10 protein-coding genes and 1 pseudogene are annotated in these 16,749 nt (G+C 72.5%); 7 read left to right on the top strand and 4 right to left on the bottom strand.

Annotation, left to right across the window (positions count from 1 at the left end):
* The first annotated feature begins 65 nt into the window (after window positions 1-65).
* The 7 genes from ACOJUF_RS11615 (at window position 66) to ACOJUF_RS11645 (ending at window position 12,065) form a co-directional block, all read left to right on the top strand.
* The gene (locus ACOJUF_RS11615; RefSeq protein WP_420122006.1) at window positions 66-794 is read left to right on the top strand and encodes a Clp protease N-terminal domain-containing protein; all 729 of its coding nucleotides are present in this window, start codon (window positions 66-68) and stop codon (window positions 792-794) included.
* A gap of 63 nt (window positions 795-857) precedes the next feature.
* Window positions 858-2,258: an alanine--tRNA ligase-related protein gene (locus tag ACOJUF_RS11620; protein ID WP_420122007.1), complete on the top strand. Its 1,401-nt coding sequence runs from the start codon at window positions 858-860 to the stop codon at window positions 2,256-2,258.
* Window positions 2,259-2,545: 287 nt separating this feature from the next.
* On the top strand, window positions 2,546-3,637 hold the full coding sequence (gene glpX, locus ACOJUF_RS11625) for a class II fructose-bisphosphatase (RefSeq protein WP_420122008.1): 1,092 nt from the start codon (window positions 2,546-2,548) through the stop codon (window positions 3,635-3,637).
* A gap of 1 nt (window position 3,638) precedes the next feature.
* Window positions 3,639-5,624 carry an amino acid transporter gene (locus tag ACOJUF_RS11630; RefSeq protein ID WP_420122009.1) on the top strand — a complete coding sequence of 662 codons (1,986 nt, stop codon included), beginning with the start codon at window positions 3,639-3,641 and terminating at the stop codon, window positions 5,622-5,624.
* Between the two features lie 64 nt (window positions 5,625-5,688).
* Window positions 5,689-7,905 carry an MMPL family transporter gene (locus ACOJUF_RS11635; RefSeq protein WP_420122010.1) on the top strand — a complete coding sequence of 739 codons (2,217 nt, stop codon included), beginning with the start codon at window positions 5,689-5,691 and terminating at the stop codon, window positions 7,903-7,905.
* Window positions 7,906-8,163: 258 nt separating this feature from the next.
* On the top strand, window positions 8,164-10,365 hold the full coding sequence (locus ACOJUF_RS11640) for a hypothetical protein (RefSeq protein ID WP_420122011.1): 2,202 nt from the start codon (window positions 8,164-8,166) through the stop codon (window positions 10,363-10,365).
* 263 nt (window positions 10,366-10,628) lie between these two features.
* Entirely contained in the window at window positions 10,629-12,065 is a 1,437-nt protein-coding gene (locus ACOJUF_RS11645; RefSeq protein ID WP_420122012.1) for an Ig-like domain repeat protein, read from the top strand.
* Between the two features lie 45 nt (window positions 12,066-12,110).
* Here ACOJUF_RS11645 and ACOJUF_RS11650 read toward each other — a convergent pair whose 3' ends face one another.
* The 4 genes and pseudogenes from ACOJUF_RS11650 to ACOJUF_RS11665 all read right to left on the bottom strand — a co-directional run bounded on the left by ACOJUF_RS11650 (window position 12,111) and on the right by ACOJUF_RS11665 (window position 16,614).
* Window positions 12,111-12,884, bottom strand: a complete 774-nt coding sequence (locus ACOJUF_RS11650) for an energy-coupling factor ABC transporter ATP-binding protein (RefSeq protein ID WP_420122013.1) — start codon at window positions 12,882-12,884, stop codon at window positions 12,111-12,113.
* The gene (gene cbiQ, locus ACOJUF_RS11655) at window positions 12,881-13,651 is read right to left on the bottom strand and encodes a cobalt ECF transporter T component CbiQ (protein WP_420122014.1); all 771 of its coding nucleotides are present in this window, start codon (window positions 13,649-13,651) and stop codon (window positions 12,881-12,883) included. Before cbiQ ends, ACOJUF_RS11650 begins: the two co-directional genes overlap by 4 nt.
* 2 nt (window positions 13,652-13,653) lie before the next feature.
* Window positions 13,654-14,723 (bottom strand): annotated as a pseudogene (locus ACOJUF_RS11660) (energy-coupling factor ABC transporter permease).
* Between the two features lie 601 nt (window positions 14,724-15,324).
* Window positions 15,325-16,614, bottom strand: coding sequence for a class I SAM-dependent methyltransferase (locus ACOJUF_RS11665; protein ID WP_420122015.1), 1,290 nt, complete (start codon window positions 16,612-16,614; stop codon window positions 15,325-15,327).
* Between the last annotated feature and the right edge of the window lie 135 nt (window positions 16,615-16,749).

Genomic DNA, 16,749 nt, shown 5'->3' on the forward strand with positions numbered 1-16,749 from the left:
CTACCCGGGCCGGCCGGCGACACCCCGCGGCTGACGCCGGCCGCTCGTCTACTTCAGGTTGACGGATGACCGAACCCCCGCGCGCCCACCCCCCGGCCTCCGTCCCGACCCCCCGCCTCGACGACCTCATCGACGCGATCACCGCGGTGCACCACGAGCCGCTGGACCAACTCACCGACGCGGTGCTGGCCGCCGAGCACCTGGGCAACGTCGCCGATCACCTGATCGGCCACTTCGTCGACCAGGCCCGGCGGTCCGGGGCCTCGTGGACGCAGATCGGGCAGAGCATGGGCGTGACCAAGCAGGCGGCCCAGAAGCGGTTCGTGCCCAAGCCGCCCACGCTGGACCCGCAGCAGGGCTTCGAGGCGTTCACCCCGCGGGCCCGCAGCGTCGTGCGGGCCGCCCAGGAGGAGGCCAGGACCCTGGGCGACGACGAGGTCCGGCCGCCGCACCTGGCCCTCGGGCTGCTGGCCGAGCCGACCGCGCTGGCCGCCCGGGCGCTGGCCGACCAGGGCGTCACCGCCGACGCCCTGCGGTCCACCGCCACCGCGGCGCTGCCGGCGGCAGCCGGCCCGTCCCCGGATCCCATCCCGTACGACGCCGGGTCGCGCAAGATCATGCAGTTGACCTTCCGGGAGGCCCTGCGGCTGGGCCACAACTACATCGGCACCGAACACCTCCTGCTGGCGCTGCTCGAGTTCGAGGCCGGCGCCGGCGTGCTGAGCGGGCTCGGGGTCGAGAAGAAGGGGGTCGAGGACTGGGTGGTCGCCCTGCTCGGCGGTGACGCGCCGTAACCCCCGACGGCCGGTCGGGCCCGCGCACTGGCCGGCCCGGCGCCGGTGTGTGATCATCCGGCCGTGGACGCCGATGACATCCGTCAGAGCTATCTCGACTTCATGGTGGAGCGGGGGCACGTCGTCATTCCCCGGGCCCCGCTGATCCCGCGGGACGACCCGACGACCCTGTTCACCGGCAGCGGGATGCAGCCGCTGCTGCCCTACCTGCTCGGGGCCGACCACCCGGCCGGCCACCGGCTGACCGACAGCCAGACCTGCCTGCGGGCGCAGGACATCGACGAGGTGGGCGACAACCGGCACACCACCTTCTTCGAGATGCTCGGCAACTGGAGCCTGGGCGACTACTTCAAGGCCGAGCAGATCCCGCAGATCTGGCAGTTCCTCACCGAGCGGGTGCGGCTGGACCCCGACCGCATCTACGTCACCTGCTTTTCCGGTGATCCGGCGCACGGCATCGCCAAGGACACCGAGTCGGCCGGGATCTGGACCCGATTGTTCACCGAGGCCGGCATCTCGGCCGACCAGGCGGACCTGGGCACCGAGGAGCACGGCGCCGAGGTCGGCTCGCAGGGGGCGCGGATCTGCTTCTACGGCAAGAAGAACTGGTGGTGCCGGGGCGGCAGCGCCGAGAGCATGCCGGTCGGTGAACCCGGCGGCCCGGACTCGGAGATGTTCTATCTCTACCCGCAGATCGAGCACGACCCCGCCTACGGGCCGCACTGCCACCCGAACTGCGACTGCGGCCGGTACATCGAGATCGGCAACTCGGTCTTCATGGAGTACGTCCGGACCGAGACCGGCTTCGCGCCGCTGCCTCGCCGCAACGTCGACTTCGGCGGCGGGCTGGCCCGGATCGCCGCCGCCTCCATCGACACCCCGGACGTGTTCCGGATCAACCTGCTGTGGCCGATCGTGGCCAGGCTGGAGGAGCTGTCCGGCCGCTCCTACGAGACCGACACGGTCGCCATGCGGGTGATCGCCGACCACCTGCGCGGCGCGACCTTCCTGGCCGTCGACGGGGTCCGGCCGAGCAACAAGGAACAGGGCTACGTGATGCGCCGGCTGATCCGGCGGGCCATCCGGTACGCCTTCGACCTCGGCCTGCAGCAGAACTTCTTCGCCCAGATCGTGCCCACCGTGTCGGGGATGTACACCGAGGACTATCCGGAAGTGGCGGAGCGCGCCGACGAGGTGGTCGCGGTGCTGGTCAAGGAGGAGAAGGCGTTCCGGCGCACCCTGAACAAGGGCATCAAGCAGCTGCGCGGGTACCGCAAGGACGGGGTGGGCGGCGCCGAGCTGTTCGTCCTCTACGACACGTTCGGCTTCCCCGTCGAACTGTCCACCGAGGAGGCCCGCCGGCAGGGCATCCCGCTCGTCGACGGCTGGGAGGGCGCGTTCGAGGAGCAGATGGCGCAGCAGCGGGCGCGGTCCCAGGCCGCGACCCGGATGAAGGTGGGCTGACCCCGCGCCGCCCGGACCCGTTCGCTGATCAAAGACCCGGATTTGCCGCGGATTTGTCGGGATTTCCGGGTGTTGGATCAGCGCAGGACCAGCAGCGGACCGGCGCGGCACCAGCAGCGGACCGGCGCGGGTGCAGCGAGGGTTCAGCGCGGCACGGCGCGGGTTCAGCGCGGGACGGCGGCCGGCAACCCCGGTGGCGCGGCGCGCGTGCGTCCGGGGCACGATGGCCGCACCATGGTCCCAGCATGGAGCGAGCCCGACCGGGCCGCCGCGGGGAAGGATCCGACGTGCTCGACGACGACCGTGACGGGTTCCCGGATCCGGAGAACGACGAACCCCGCGACGAACCCCGGGGCCCTCGGACCCCCAGCCTGGACGACGATCGGATCCTGGCGCTTGAGCTGGTCCGGGCGACGGAGGCGGCCGCCATCGCCTCGGCCCGCTTCCTGGGCCGCGGCGACGAGGACGAGGTCGACGGGGCCGCCACCGACGCCATGCGGCCGGTGCTGGGCACGATCCAGATGCGTGGCGTGGTCGTCATCGGCGAGGGCGAGAAGGACGACTCGCCGATGATCTACGCCGGCGAGCACATCGGCGCCGGCGCGGGTCCGCTGGTGGACATCGCCATCGACCCGATCGACGGGGCCGGCCTCACCGCCAAGGGCCTGCCCAACGCGATCTCGGTCGTCGCCCTGGCCGACCGCGGCTCGATGTACGACCCCGGTCCCTGCGTCTACATGGACAAGGTGGTCGTCGGGCCGAGCCTGGTCGACGTGGTGGACGTCGCCGCCCCCATCGAGGAGACGGTCCGGGCGATCGCCCGGTCCCGCGGCGAGGACGCCGGTGACGTGACCGTCGCGCTGCTCGACCGGCCGCGGCACGAGGACCTGGCCCGGCGCATCCGGGCCACCGGTGCGCGGATCATGTTCCTGCTCGACGGCGATCTGGTCGGGGCGCTGCTGGCGTTGACCGAGGAGTCGGAGATCGACCTCGCCCTGGGCATCGGCGGCGCGCCCGAGGGTGTCATCGCCGCCTGCGCCGTCAAGTGCCTGGGCGGCGCGATCTACGGCAAGCTCGCCCCCCGCACGCCCGGCGAGGCCCGGCAGGCCCGGGACCTGGGGCTGCGCCCGGACGCCGTGCTCACCACCGACGACCTGGTCCGCGGCAACAACGCCTACCTGGTGGCGACCGGGGTGACCGGCAGCGAGTTGCTCCGCGGGGTCCGGTTCTCCCGTGACACCGCGGTCACGCACACCCTGTCGATGCGGTCGTCCAGCGGCGCCATCCGCACCATCGAGACCAAGCACCGGCTATCGACCTCGATGCTGCTCCCCCCGGCGCTCGACCCGGAGCCGCACCCGGACGCGGATCCGAGCTGAGATGACCGGCACCTCGACCGGCCCGATCGGGCCGTCCGTCACCGGGCCCCGGGCCGCCGCGCGACCCGGCCGCCTGCGCCCCTGGCTCCTGGAGGGCCTGGTCGACAAGAAGGGCAACCACCTGGGCCCGGGGCAGGTTCCCCAGGCCGAGCACAAGCGGCACTCCTGGTGGAAGGTCATGTGCCTGACCGGCGTCGACTACTTCTCGACGCTGGGCTACCAGCCCGGCATCGCCGCGCTGGCCGCCGGGCTGCTGTCGCCGTTCGCCACCATCGTGCTCATCCTGCTCACGCTGCTGGGCGCGCTGCCGGTCTACCGCCGGGTGGCCAAGGAGAGCCCGCACGGCGAGGGCTCCATCGCGATGCTGGAGCGGCACCTGCCCAAGTGGGCGGGCAAGGTCTTCGTCCTGGTGCTGCTCGGCTTCGCGGCCACCGACTTCCTGATCACCATGACGCTGTCGGCCGCCGACGCGACCGCGCACCTGGTCGAGAACCCGTTCATCCCGTCGTCGTGGTCCAACCACACCCTGCTGATCACGCTGCTGCTGCTGGCCCTGCTGGCCGCGGTCTTCCTCCGCGGCTTCACCGAGGCGATCGGCATCGCCGTCGTCCTGGTCGGGGTGTACCTGGCGCTGAACCTGGTCGTGGTGATCGTCGGGCTCGAACACATCGTCACCGCCCCCCAGGTCATCCCGGACTGGACGTCGGCGCTGTTCACCAGCTACGGCAGCCCCTGGCTGATGGTCGGCATCGCCGTGCTGGTGTTCCCCAAGCTGGCCCTGGGCCTGTCCGGCTTCGAGACCGGCGTCGCGGTGATGCCCCAGGTCAAGGGTGAGGACGGGGAGACCGAGCAGAACCCGGTCGGGCGGATCCGGGGCACCCGCACGCTGCTGCTGACCGCCGCCGTGATCATGAGCAGCTTCCTGATCACCTCGAGCTTCATCACCACGCTGCTGATCCCGCAGGCCCAGTTCCAGCCGGGCGGGGAGGCGAACGGCCGGGCGCTGGCCTACTTGGCCCACGAGTACCTGGGCAACGGGTTCGGCACGGTCTACGACGCGTCGACCATCCTGATCCTGTGGTTCGCCGGGGCGTCGGCGATGGCCGGCCTGCTCAACCTGGTTCCCCGGTACCTGCCCCGGTACGGGATGGCCCCGGAGTGGGCCCGGGCGGTGCGCCCGCTGGTGCTGGTGTTCGCGACGATCGCGTTCGGCGTCACCTGGGCGTTCGACGCCAACGTCGACGCCCAGTCCGGCGCGTACGCCACCGGCGTGCTCGTGCTGATGACCTCCGCGTCGGTCGCGGTCACCCTGTCGGCGGCGCAGCGCGGCGCCCGCCGGTCCGCCGTCGGTTTCGGCGTCATCTCCGCGGTGTTCGTCTACACCACCATCGACAACATCATCGAACGCCCGGACGGCGTGCGGATCGCCTCCCTGTTCATCGTCGCGATCATCGCCGTGTCCTTCTGGTCGCGCGCCCGTCGCGCCTTCGAGCTGCGCGCCGAGAGCATCACCCTGGACGCCAAGGCGGCCGGCTTCTTCGCCGACTACGTGGGCCGCGACGTCCAGCTCGTCGCGCACGACCCCGACTCCCCGGAGCAGCATTCGCTGGCGTTCAAGGAGCGGGAGCAGCGGATCGAGAACCACATCCCGGCCGAGGACCCGATCATCTTCCTGGAGGTGACCGTCACCGACGCCTCCGAGTTCAGCACCAAGCTGCGGGTCACCGGCACGATCCGGAACGGTCGGCGGGTGCTGGCGATGTCCAGCCCGGTGGTCGCCAACTCGATCGCCGCTCTGTTGCTGCACCTGCGCGACGTCTACCGGGTCAAGCCCAACGTCTACTTCGGGTGGACCGAGGGCAATCCGGTCGCCAACCTGCTGCGGTTCCTGTTCGTCGGCGACGGGGAGATCGCGCCGACCACCCGCGAGGTGCTGCGCCGGGCCGAACCGAACACCGCGGTCCGGCCCAAGGTGCACGTCGGCTGAGCCCGACCGGGCGCAGGCCGGACCTCCTCACGCCCCCTTCATCGACGTTTGTCACGATCATGCGGTGTTGCAAGGTCTGGGCCGGGGCATCGCCCGCCATCCGGGGATCGTCGTCGTCGTCTGGCTGATCGTCACCGTGGCGGCGTTCGCGGCTGCCACCGGGGCGTTCGGCGAGGGCCTGTTCGGCCGGCTGTCCTCCGGACAGCTCACCGTTCCGGGCGAATCGGACGACGGCCAGGCGATCCTGAACGCCAACAGCACTACCGGCCAGTCGATGATCCTGACCGTGCACGGCGTCGACCCGGCCGACCCGGGCCTGGTCGAGCCGGTCGGCCAAGCGCACCAGGATCTGCTGGCCATCGACGGCGTGACCGAGGTGGTGGAGCCGATCACCGCGCCCGGCGGGGCGCAGAACCCTCAGGTGGCGTCGCTGGTGGCCAAGGACCGGGACGGCTTCCTGGTCTCGGTCACCCTGGAGCCCGACCTGCCCAAGGCCGACGAGAACGCCGCCCTGGACGCGGTGCAGGCCCGGTTGACGGCGTTGGGCGACGAGATCGTGGCGGCCTATCCGGGATCGACCGCGACGGTCGGCGGCGGCAGCCTGCTGCTGTCCGCGATCACCGGGCAGGTGGAGAAGGACCTGGTCAAGGGCGAGCTGATCGCCCTGCCGATCAGCCTGCTGGTCCTGGTGCTGGTGTTCGGCGGCTTCGTCGCCGCCGGGATGCCCATCCTCGGCGCGATCGCCTCGATCGGCGGGGCGCTGGCCACCCTCCTGGCGTTCTCCTACGTCATCGACCTGGACGCCAGCGTCGTCAACGTCGTCACCGTGATGGGTCTGGGCCTGTGCATCGACTACGGCCTGCTGATCGTCTCGCGCTACCGGGAGGAACTGCGCAAACGCTTCGCCGAGCTGACCACGCGGTCGACCCGGGCGGCACGCACCGACGCGCTGGTCGCCACCATGGGCACCGCCGGGCGGACGGTGCTGTTCTCCGCGATCACCGTGGCCATCAGCCTGTCCGGCCTGATGGTGTTCGACGCCTCGATCTTCCGGGCCATCGGCGCGGCGGGGGTCAGCGTCGTGGTCGTCGCACTGCTGGTGGCGCTGACCCTGGTGCCGGCCCTGCTCGCGCTGGCCGGCGCCCGGATGCTTAAGCCCGGGGCCATGACCAAGGTGCCGGTGCTCAAGCGGCTGGCCAACCGGCTCGGCGACGTCGCCCCCGACGAGGGCGTCTTCTCCCGGCTCGCCCGGTGGACCCAACGCCGGCCGTGGCTGGTGATGATCGGCGTGCTGGTGATCCTCGGCCTGCTGGCCGCGCCCGCGCTGCGCCTGGAGATGCGCAGCTCCGGCGAGCAGCTGCTGCCCCCGGGACATCCCGAGCGCGTCTTCTTCGACGAGCTCGCGGAGCGGTACCCCGCGTTCGGCCTGCCCGCCGTGCAGGTGGTCGCGCAGACCACGCCGGAGCAGCTCGCGGAGCTGTCGCAGGAGGTCGCCACGCTGCCCGGGGTCGAGCTGGTCTCGCCGCCCCGCCCGGTCGGCGAGCAGTACGCGGCCTTCAGCGTGTTCATGACCGATCCCGACCCGGGCAGCGCCGAGGCCAAGGCGGTGGTGACCCATGTGCGCGACATCCGGTCCCCCTACCCGGTCTGGGTCACCGGGCAGACCGCCCACCTGATGGACTTCACCCACGCCATCGCCCAGCGCGTGCCATACGCGATCGCCATCGTCATGCTGGCCACGTTCGTGCTGCTGTTCCTGCTGACCGGGTCGATCCTGGTGCCGATCAAGGCCCTGCTGATCAACGTGGTCTCGCTGGGGGCGTCGCTGGGCGTGCTGGTGTTGATCTTCCAGGACGGCCGGTTCGAATCGACCCTGAACTTCGCCTCGGTCGGCGGCATCGAGGCGATCATCCCGATCCTGGTCGTGGCCCTTGGGTTCGGCCTGGCCATGGACTACGAGATGTTCCTGCTGTCCCGGATCAAGGAGTTCCGGGACAAGGGTATGAGCAACAACGAGGCCGTCGTCGCCGGACTGCAGCGGTCCGGCCGGATCATCACCTCGGCCGCGCTGATCGTCGTCCTGGTGTTCGGCGGGTTCGCGCTCGGCGATCTGCTGGTGATCAAGGAGACCGGCATCGCCCTGGCCGTGGCCGTGGCCATCGACGCGACCCTGGTCCGCTGCCTGCTGGTGCCGGCCACCATGACCCTGCTCGGCGAGTGGAACTGGTGGGCGCCCAAGCCGCTGCGCCGGCTGCACGATCGGCTGGGCCTGACGCACTGAACCGCTTGTCCACGCAGCGGCGGCCGGCCCTGGTCCGGACGGTCCCGGCGGGCGAACACTGCGCCGATCGGGTCATGTTCCAAGTGACGTAGCGACACTCCTGTTACGGTTCACACGGGATTCACAGTTGTCGGGGGGCACCACCACACCGCCGTCCCTGCGCACCTTCCTGGACCCGTCCGGGCGGTCGCCGGTGACCGCGTCAGACCGTGCCCGGCTCGCACCGTTTCGCGTCCCACTCCGAGGACTGGACACCCCATGAGAATCGCCGCCCGCTGCGTCCTGGTCACGCTGATCGTCGTGCTCGGCCTCGGCACGGCCGTGACGGCCCCGGCCGCGGCCGCGCCGTCGTCCCCGGCCGTGTCCGCCTCGGCGGTGTCGTCCTCGGCGGCGCCGGCCCAGACCAGGCTCTGGCTGAACGTGACCGCGGTCGACCCGACGACGGGCGCTGAGATCACCGCCCCCATCGTCCCCGGCGCCCGGTTCCAGTACCGGTTCGCCGTCTACTGCTCCCAGGTCGGACCAGGCTGCCTCGACGCCAAGACCGCCTTCGTCCTCCCGGCCGGCATCACCGTCTCCGGGCCGGCGGGCACGGCGAATCGGCTGGTCGGGTACGACTCGGCGACCAGGACGGTAACCGTCTACCACCAAGAACGGTGGAGCTACACCTCGTCCACCACGGGCATCCCCTCGGGTGCGACCAGGCGGTTCGCGGTCGACGCCCGCGTGGAGGACGCCACAGCGCCCGGTCGCATCGTGCTCACCGGGACGAGCTCGGCCCGCAATGCTCCCGCCAGCAACGAGTCAGCGGCGGTGACGGTCGTCGCGCCGACGGGGACGGTGAGCGCGGTCGGCAGCAGCTCGCTGTCCGCGACGACCCTGATCGCGCTGACCAAGGCCCGGACGACGGCGACCCTCGGGGTCCGCAACGCCTCGACCGGCGGGGCGCAGGTGGCGTCGCTGACCGCCGCCGTGAGCATGCCGACGTGGGACCTGTTCTACCTCTATGAGATCAAGCCGATCACCTCGATGCCGGCCGGTGCCGATCAGGTCTCGCTGCAGTACTGCGGGATCACCAACTGCACCGACGACCAGTACATCAAGCTGTCGCCCGTCCCGGGCTCGGCGCTGGCCCTGCCGGCCGGCGTCAACCGGCGCGGGGTGGGCGGCCTGAAGTTCGTCTTCAGCAACTCCACCGGCGCACCGCTGCCGGCCTCGACGGTGTTCTCGTCACAGGCCGTCGTTTTCGAGATGCGTGACGACTACCGCGGCTCCGGTGAAGTGCTCCGCCCGCTCCGGCCGACCACGGCGCAGATCTGCACCGTGCCCGAGGCCAGGAGCGCGGCCGCCGGCACCGTCCGTGGCACCGACGCCTGCTCGACCTTCACGTACCAGCCCAGCCCGACCAGCCTCACCACGTCGGCGTCCTTCGTCCCCGACGCCAACGGCAGCTACGCCGCCAACGGCAAAGCCGTCGAAGGCGCGTCCTCGCCGGTGTCGTTCGTTGCGGCGGCGCAGAACACCACGGCGTTCCCGGTCACCTCGCTCGGCCTGATCCGGCGGTCGCTGCAGGACTACCTGGTCGACATCAGCGCCGTCCGGTTCACGTTCCCGGCCGGCGCCACCCGGGCCGAGGTCGTCCTGTCGTGCGGCGACACCCAGAAGGCGTCCACGATCCCGTCCTCGTCCGGGCCGGTCGTCACCATCACGAGCACCGACTTCTGCGCGACGGGCAAGAAGCTGTCCGCGGTGTCGGTCGTCTTCCGCGGGAGCATCCCGACCGGCGCGGTCGGCGGCCTGGCGTACCACGGCACGCTGACCTCGGCGGCCCACCCGCCGTCGGTGACCGACACGGTCGACTCGTTCGTCGACGCCGGGGCGTCCGGCAGCACAGGTCAACCCGCCTACGGAACGCTGACCGTGCACGCCCCGGCCGACCCGACCGGGCCCGTCACCGCCGACATCGCGTACACCGGCGGCGTCGACGCCAACGGGCGGATCGTCCGCGGACAGCCCGTGACGTATCAGTTCACCGTCACCAACTCCGGCTCCTCGCCGGCCACCGACCTGACCGTCGGCAACCCCGGCGGGGGCGTCACCGGAGTCGGCAGCGTGTTCAACGCGGTGACGTTGACCGGGGTGACCCTGACCACCACCCCGGCGTCCCTCGCCGACCACCTGACCCCGGAGATCTTCGACGCACCCAACAACACCTGGCTGCCCGTCGACGGTGCCACCGCAAGTCAGGTGGCGGCGGCCCAGGGCGTCCAGTTCCGGAAGATCGACTCCGACTCGGTGCCGGCCGGCGCCGTGGTGACGGTCGCGGTGACGACGACGGTGCGGAGCGACGCGCCGATCGGAGGAACGGTCGTCAACTGCCTGTCCGGCTGGCTGGTCAACGCCGCCGGTCCGGTCCCGACCGGCGACGTCTGCGCGCCGCCGGTCACCGTCGGCAGCTGAGTCCCTTCGCGGACCGCTGCTCGAGCCCGCTGCCGGAACCGGGCCGCCGACCGGCTCCGTGACCTGGATCTCCCGCCCGCCCGCGGCGGTCCCGTGATCAGGCCCGACGCCGGGCGCCCGGGTGCCGCCCGGCGCCGGGGAGGCGACCGGGCGGGCGGTGACCCGGTACCGTCCCGGCATCGGGTTCAGCGGGGACGGCCCGACCGCCGCACGACGGCGAGGGCGGTGCCACCATGGAATCCACGGGTCAAAGGGGGTTGCCGATGCACGGCATCCGACACACCATCCGGCACGGCCTCACGGCCGCGGTCGCCGCGGCCGCCCTGGTGGGGCTGTCCGCCTGCGGCAGCAGCGGCGGCCTGCCGACGACCAGCTCCTCCGTCACGCCGAGCCCGACGACCGCCGCGACGATAGCCCCGCCGACCGCGACGTCGACCTCGGCCCCGTCCGCCACTGCGGCCGCCGTCACCGTGACGGTGAGCGTCGCGGACGGATCGGTCCTCGCCCGGGTCACCGCCGCGGACGGACGAGCGGCGGCCGGTGCGGTCGCGTTCACCGTCGACGGAGCGGCCGCCGGATCGGCCTCCGTCGCCGGCGACACGGCGACCGTCCCGCTGCCCGCCGGCCTGGCCGTCGGCGACCACGCGATCGCGGCCGCGTTCACCCCGGCCGACGCCACCGTCGTCGCCGCGGCCCAGGGCACCGCCACCTACGGGGTGGCGAAGGCCCCGTCGACCGTGACCGCCGGCACGGCGAAGGAGACGATCCGCTACGGCGACCAGGCCGCGTTCACCGTCACCGTGACCGCCCCCGGCGCGACCGACCTGTCCGGCCACGTCGCCGTGCTGGACGGCGAGACGGTCGTCGCCGACGGCGACACCGATGCGTCCGGGCATGCTGCGCTCGACGTCTACAACACGGCCGACCCCGGGGCCAGGACCTACACCGCGCGGTACGACGGCAACGGTTCCGTCGCCCCGTCGACCGCGCAGTTCACCGTCACCACCACGCAGACGGACGTGGACATCGTCATCTCCTTCACCGACAAACCGGCGCCCGGCTCGGACGTGACGGTCACCGCCGACGTGGTCGGCACCCCGCAGAGCCCCGGCGGAACCGCCACCATCACCGTCGACGGCACCCAGATCGCCGCTGGCCCGGTGAACGAGAAGGGCATCATCACCGGCACCGTCGCGGCGGTGACCGCGGGCGACCACACCGTCACCGTGTCCTATGCCGGGGACGTGCGCTTCGAGCCGGACACCGCGTCGGCGACGCTGACCGTCACCGAGCCGGTGGCCAATCCGAACGCGGCCGGCGCGGCCGCCGCCCAGGCGAGCAACCCGTGCCCGGCCAGCGCGTCGGCCTGTGTCGACCTGGCCAACACCCAGGCCTGGCTGCAGTCCGGCGGGCAGATCACCTACGGACCGGTGCCGATCACCTCCGGGGCCGCCGGCTCGCGGACCCGGACCGGCACGTTCTCGGTGTTCTGGAAGGACAAGAACCACAAGTCGTCGCTGTTCAACAACGCGCCGATGCCGAACTCGGTGTTCTTCGACGGCGACATCGCCTTCCACCAGGGCAGCCTGTACGACCAGTCCAACGGCTGCATCCACCTGTCCTGGGACGCGTCGGCGACGTTCTTCTCCACGCTGTCGGTGGGCGACTCGGTCTACGTCTGGGGCGCGCCGCCTTACTGATCCTCGGCGCCCTCGCGGACGGGGTGGGGCCCCGCGTCCGGTCGATCAGGGCAGCACGAACCCGAACGGCAGCTCCAACCGGTTCGCGGCCAGCAGCTCGGCATCCCGCAGGATCTCGGGCGTCGGCCCGTCCGCGACGATGCGGCCGTCGTTCATGATCACCGACCGCGGGCACAGCTGGAGGGCGTAGAGCAGGTCGTGGGTGACCATCAGCGTGGTCAGCCCGAGCGCCAGGACGATCTCGGCGAACTCGCGCCGGGCCACCGGGTCCAGGTTGGACGACGGCTCGTCCAGCACGAGGATCGTCGGCTCCATGGACAGGACCGTCGAGGCGGCCACCCGCCGCCGCTGCCCGAAGCTCAGGTGGTGCGGCGCCCGGTCGGCCGCGTCGGCCATTCCGGTGAGCGCGAGCGCCCGCTCGACCCGGGCGTCCAGCGCGGCGCCGCGCAGCCCGAGGTTGATCGGGCCGAAGGCCACGTCCTCCCGCACGGTCGGCATGAACAGCTGGTCGTCCGGGTCCTGGAAGACGATGCCGACCCGCCGTCGGATGTCCTTGAGCGTGGACTTCTGCACGGTCAGGCCGTCCACGACGACCGAACCGGCGCCCGTCCCGCCGCCGCCCCCCGACCCGCCGCCCAGAGTGCCATTCAGGTGCAGGACCAGCGTCGTCTTGCCGGCTCCGTTCGGCCCGAGGATCGCCACCCGCTCCCCCGCCGCGACCGACAGATCGACCCCGAACAGCGCCTGCCGGCCGTCCGGGTAGGCGAAGGCCAGATGGCGCACCTCGAGCGTGCCGGCCGGGCCCGCGGACGCGGTCATCCGGCCACCATCGCCGCCGCGCAGACGACCCCGGCCGAGACCGGCAGGGCCAGTGCGGTCGCCCACGACCGGCCCGGGGCGCGGGCCCCGTCGGCCACCGGTACGCCGAACCCGTAGCCCCGGGCGAGCATGGCCACGTACACCCGCTCACCGCGCTCGTAGGCCCGAACGAACAGGGCGCCCGCGGTCCGGGCCAGCGCCCGGACCTGCCAGATCCAGCGCGGATCGTCACCGCGGGCGATCCGCGCGATGCGCAGGCGGGCCAGGTCGGCCGACAGCACCTCGCCGTACCTGATCATGAAGGTCGCGATGGCGACCACCGCCCGCGGCACCCGGAGCCGCTCCAGCGCGCGCAGCAGGTCGGGCACCGTGGTGGTCGCGGTCAGCAACGCCGACGCGGCCACCCCCAGAGTGCCCTTGACGGCGATGTTCCATGCCCCCCACAGGCCCGGCTCGGACAGGGTCAGCGGACCGACCTGGACGAACGGCGCGGTGCCCAGGAAGGGCAGGAACACCGCGAAGATCAGGAACGGCACCTCGACCAGGCAGCGGCGCAGCCAGCGCCGCAACGACACCCGGGCGGCGAGCGCCACCGCGACCAGCACCGCGGCGTCCAGACCGAACGCCCAGAACGCCTCCCGCGGCGTGGCCACCACCGCGAACACGAACAGCACCGTCGCCACGACCTTGCACTCGGGCGCCAGCCGGTGCACCCCCGAGTCGGCCGGCACGAACAACCCGCGCCCCGGCCCGTGACCGCCCGCCACCGTCAGCCCCGGGCGTCGGGCCGCACCGGCGCACCGGACGAGCGGCGCCGGCTCCACCGGATCGCGACGACCAGCCCGGCCGCCAGGACGAAGCAGAGCAGGACCCCGATCACCCCGGCCAGGCCGGTCGACAGCCAGCCGTTCGGCACGCCGCTGACGCCGTAGTCGGCCAGCGGGCTGCCCCCGGTGCCGTGCTCGGTGGCGGTGTCGGCGAAGCCCTGGTCGATGGCGACCCGTTCCAGACCGTCGGGTGCGGAGCTGGCGAAGTGGCTGACCACGAAGGCCAGGAGCAGGGCGACCCCGAGACCCGCCAGCACGAAGGCCCTTACGGACCGGCGGGACCGGCCCGGCCCGGCGGCCGGGTTCGGGCCGGTCATCGGGTTCGGGCCGGTCACCGGGACGCCTCGCCGGTGACCAGCGCCGGACGCAGGTCGCGGGCACCGTAGACCAGGTCGGGGCGGGTGGCCATCACCGCGCCGACGGTCAGGCCGGTGATCACCGCCTCGCCGATGCCGATCAGCATGTGCACCCCGATCATGGCCACCGCGACCGTGCCGAGCGGCGCCCCACCGGTGCCGCCGACCGCGTAGTAGAAGGTGAACACGAGCGAGGCCGCGACCACGCCGCACCAGGCGGCCAGGGCGGACGCCAGGCTGACCCCGGACCGGGTCCCGGGCAGGATTCGGCGCAGCAGCCGGAAGAGCCCGTAGCCGACGAAGCACGTCGTGTAGCCCATCAGGATGATGTTCAGCCCGAGCGCGGTGAGGCCGCCGTCGGCGAAGACGAGGGCCTGGACGATGAACACCACCGACATGGCCAGGCTGCCGATCCAGGGTCCGACCAGGACGGCGGCCAGGCATCCGCCGAGCAGATGGCCGCTGGTCCCGCCGGCCACCGGGAAGTTGATCATCTGCATGGCGAAGATGAACGCGGCGACCAGGCCGGCCAGCGGCAGCTGCCGGTCGTCGAGAGCGTCACCGGCCTTCTTGATGGACAGGGCGATCAGCCCGGCCGCCACCACCCCGCCGACGATCGAGGTGGGGGCGTTGATGAAGCCGTCGGGGATGTGCATCCGGGCACTCCTGGGGTCGCCGGTGACGCAGACGCGCCGATCGTAACCCCACACCTGCCCATCGGCTCAGCCGCTCCGATGTGTGAACGACGGGGCCGCCAGCCGGCACCGGGATGCCTCTACGCCCGCCGGACCGAGCCCGGTCCTGGCGTCCGCTCGGCCGACCGTCTCTCGTCCGCCGTGAGTCGGGCCGGCGGCCGAACCGGCACCGGGCCCGGCGAACGCGCCCCGCTCTCGGTGGACCGGCTGGTCCAGCGGCCGGCGACGGACCCGCGGTCGTCCCGGCATGGTGGTGGCGGCGTAACGAACCCGGATCGGGGGACGGACCCCGAGCACCGGCTCCCGACCTGCAGCCCCCTCACACCGCGGTCAGGAGCCGGCTCCGCCCCATCGGGATTCGGAGCCGCACGGTGTCCGGATGGCTACCCGCCGGAATCGTTTCTCCCGCGACCGCCCCAGCTGCGCTGATCAAAGACCCACTACCGAGGCTGATCGCCCAGCTGCGCTGATCGAAGGCCCACCGAAACGGACAGATCGGACGCAGTTTCGGGTCTTTGATCAGCGCACGTCGTGCCCCGGGCCGGCCAGGACCCGGCCGCGGTCAGTCCCGGTCCCACTCCCGCCGGGTGAAGGGCAGCCCGGCGGTCCCGTCGTCGGCCGGGCGAACGGCCAGGATCTGGTCGACCCCCATCCGGTTCTGCGCGAAGGCCAGACCCCCACCGACCAGGTAGAGCCGCCAGATCCGGGCGCCCTGCTCGCCGATCGTCGCCACGACGTCGTCCCAGCGATCCTCGAGGATGCGGAGCCAGGCCTGCGCGGTCCAGCCGTAGTGCTCGCGCAGCGCGTGCACGTCGCGAATCTCCAGGCCCGCGGTGGCCAGCATCGACACCGTCGTGCCGACCGGCTTCATGTGCATGTCGGGCGCGATGTAGGTCTCGATGAACGGGCCACCGCCGGCGTGGGTCGTGGCCCGGGACATCTGCTGGACCAGCGCGCGGCCGCCGGGCCGCAGCACGTCGTGCAGGATGCGGGCGAACACCGGGTACTCGGCGTCGCCGACGTGCTCGCCCATCTCGACGGTGCTGACCGCGTCGAACGCGCCCTTGTCGGTGGGGCTGCCGATCAGCTCCCGGTAGTCGGCCAGCCGGACGGTCACCCGATCGGCCAGGCCGGCGTCGGCGACCCGCTTGGTGACGTAGTCGTGCTGGGCGCCGGACAGGGTCACCCCGACCACCTCGGCGTCGTAGTGGGCGGCCGCGTGGTGCACCAGCGATCCCCAGCCGCAGCCGATGTCCAGCAGCCGGCGGCCCGGGCCCAACCCGAGCTTGCGGCAGATCAGGTCGAGCTTGGCGCGCTGCGCGTCGTCCAGCGGCTGGTCGGGCCCGGCGGTGAAGTACGCGCAGGAGTAGGCCATGGTCGACCCGAGCAGCAGGTCGTAGAACTCGTTCGACAGGTCGTAGTGGTGGGCGATCGCCGCCCGATCCCGCTCGCGGGTGTGCTTGTCGCCCTCCAGGTGCGCCTCCGCGCCGGGCCGGGGCGGGCGCGGCCCGATCGCCCCGAGACGCACGGCGGCCAGGGCCAGCCGCGGGTAGTCGCCGACGCCCGGCCGCGGCCGGCGCAGGGTGCCCCCGCGGGTGGCCGACCACATCGCGGTGAGGCCGGCGGCGAGGTCGCCGTCCACGTCCAGGTCGCCGGTGATGTAGCCCTCGGCCAGGCCCAGCTCGCCGGGGGACCAGACCAGCCGGCGCAGCCCGCGGCGGGTGACGACCAGGGTGGGGGCGGACGAGGGACCGGTCTCGCTGCCGTCCCAGGCCCGGATCCGGACGGGGAGCGGGCCACCGAGCACGGACGCGGCCACGGCGGCGATCCGTTCGGCGGTGGTATCCGGCACGTGACCTCCGCGATGCGATCGGGCGGGCCACCACGACCCGCAGGGGTCGAGTGCATCACGGCGCGGACGCGGGGCCGCCGCCGGGTGCCGGAGACGCCCGGCCGGTGGACCGCGCTGGTGCGGCGCCGCCGACCG

Origin of the sequence: Nakamurella sp., from assembly GCF_048594475.1 — a bacterium.
Taxonomy (GTDB): domain Bacteria; phylum Actinomycetota; class Actinomycetes; order Mycobacteriales; family Nakamurellaceae; genus Nakamurella.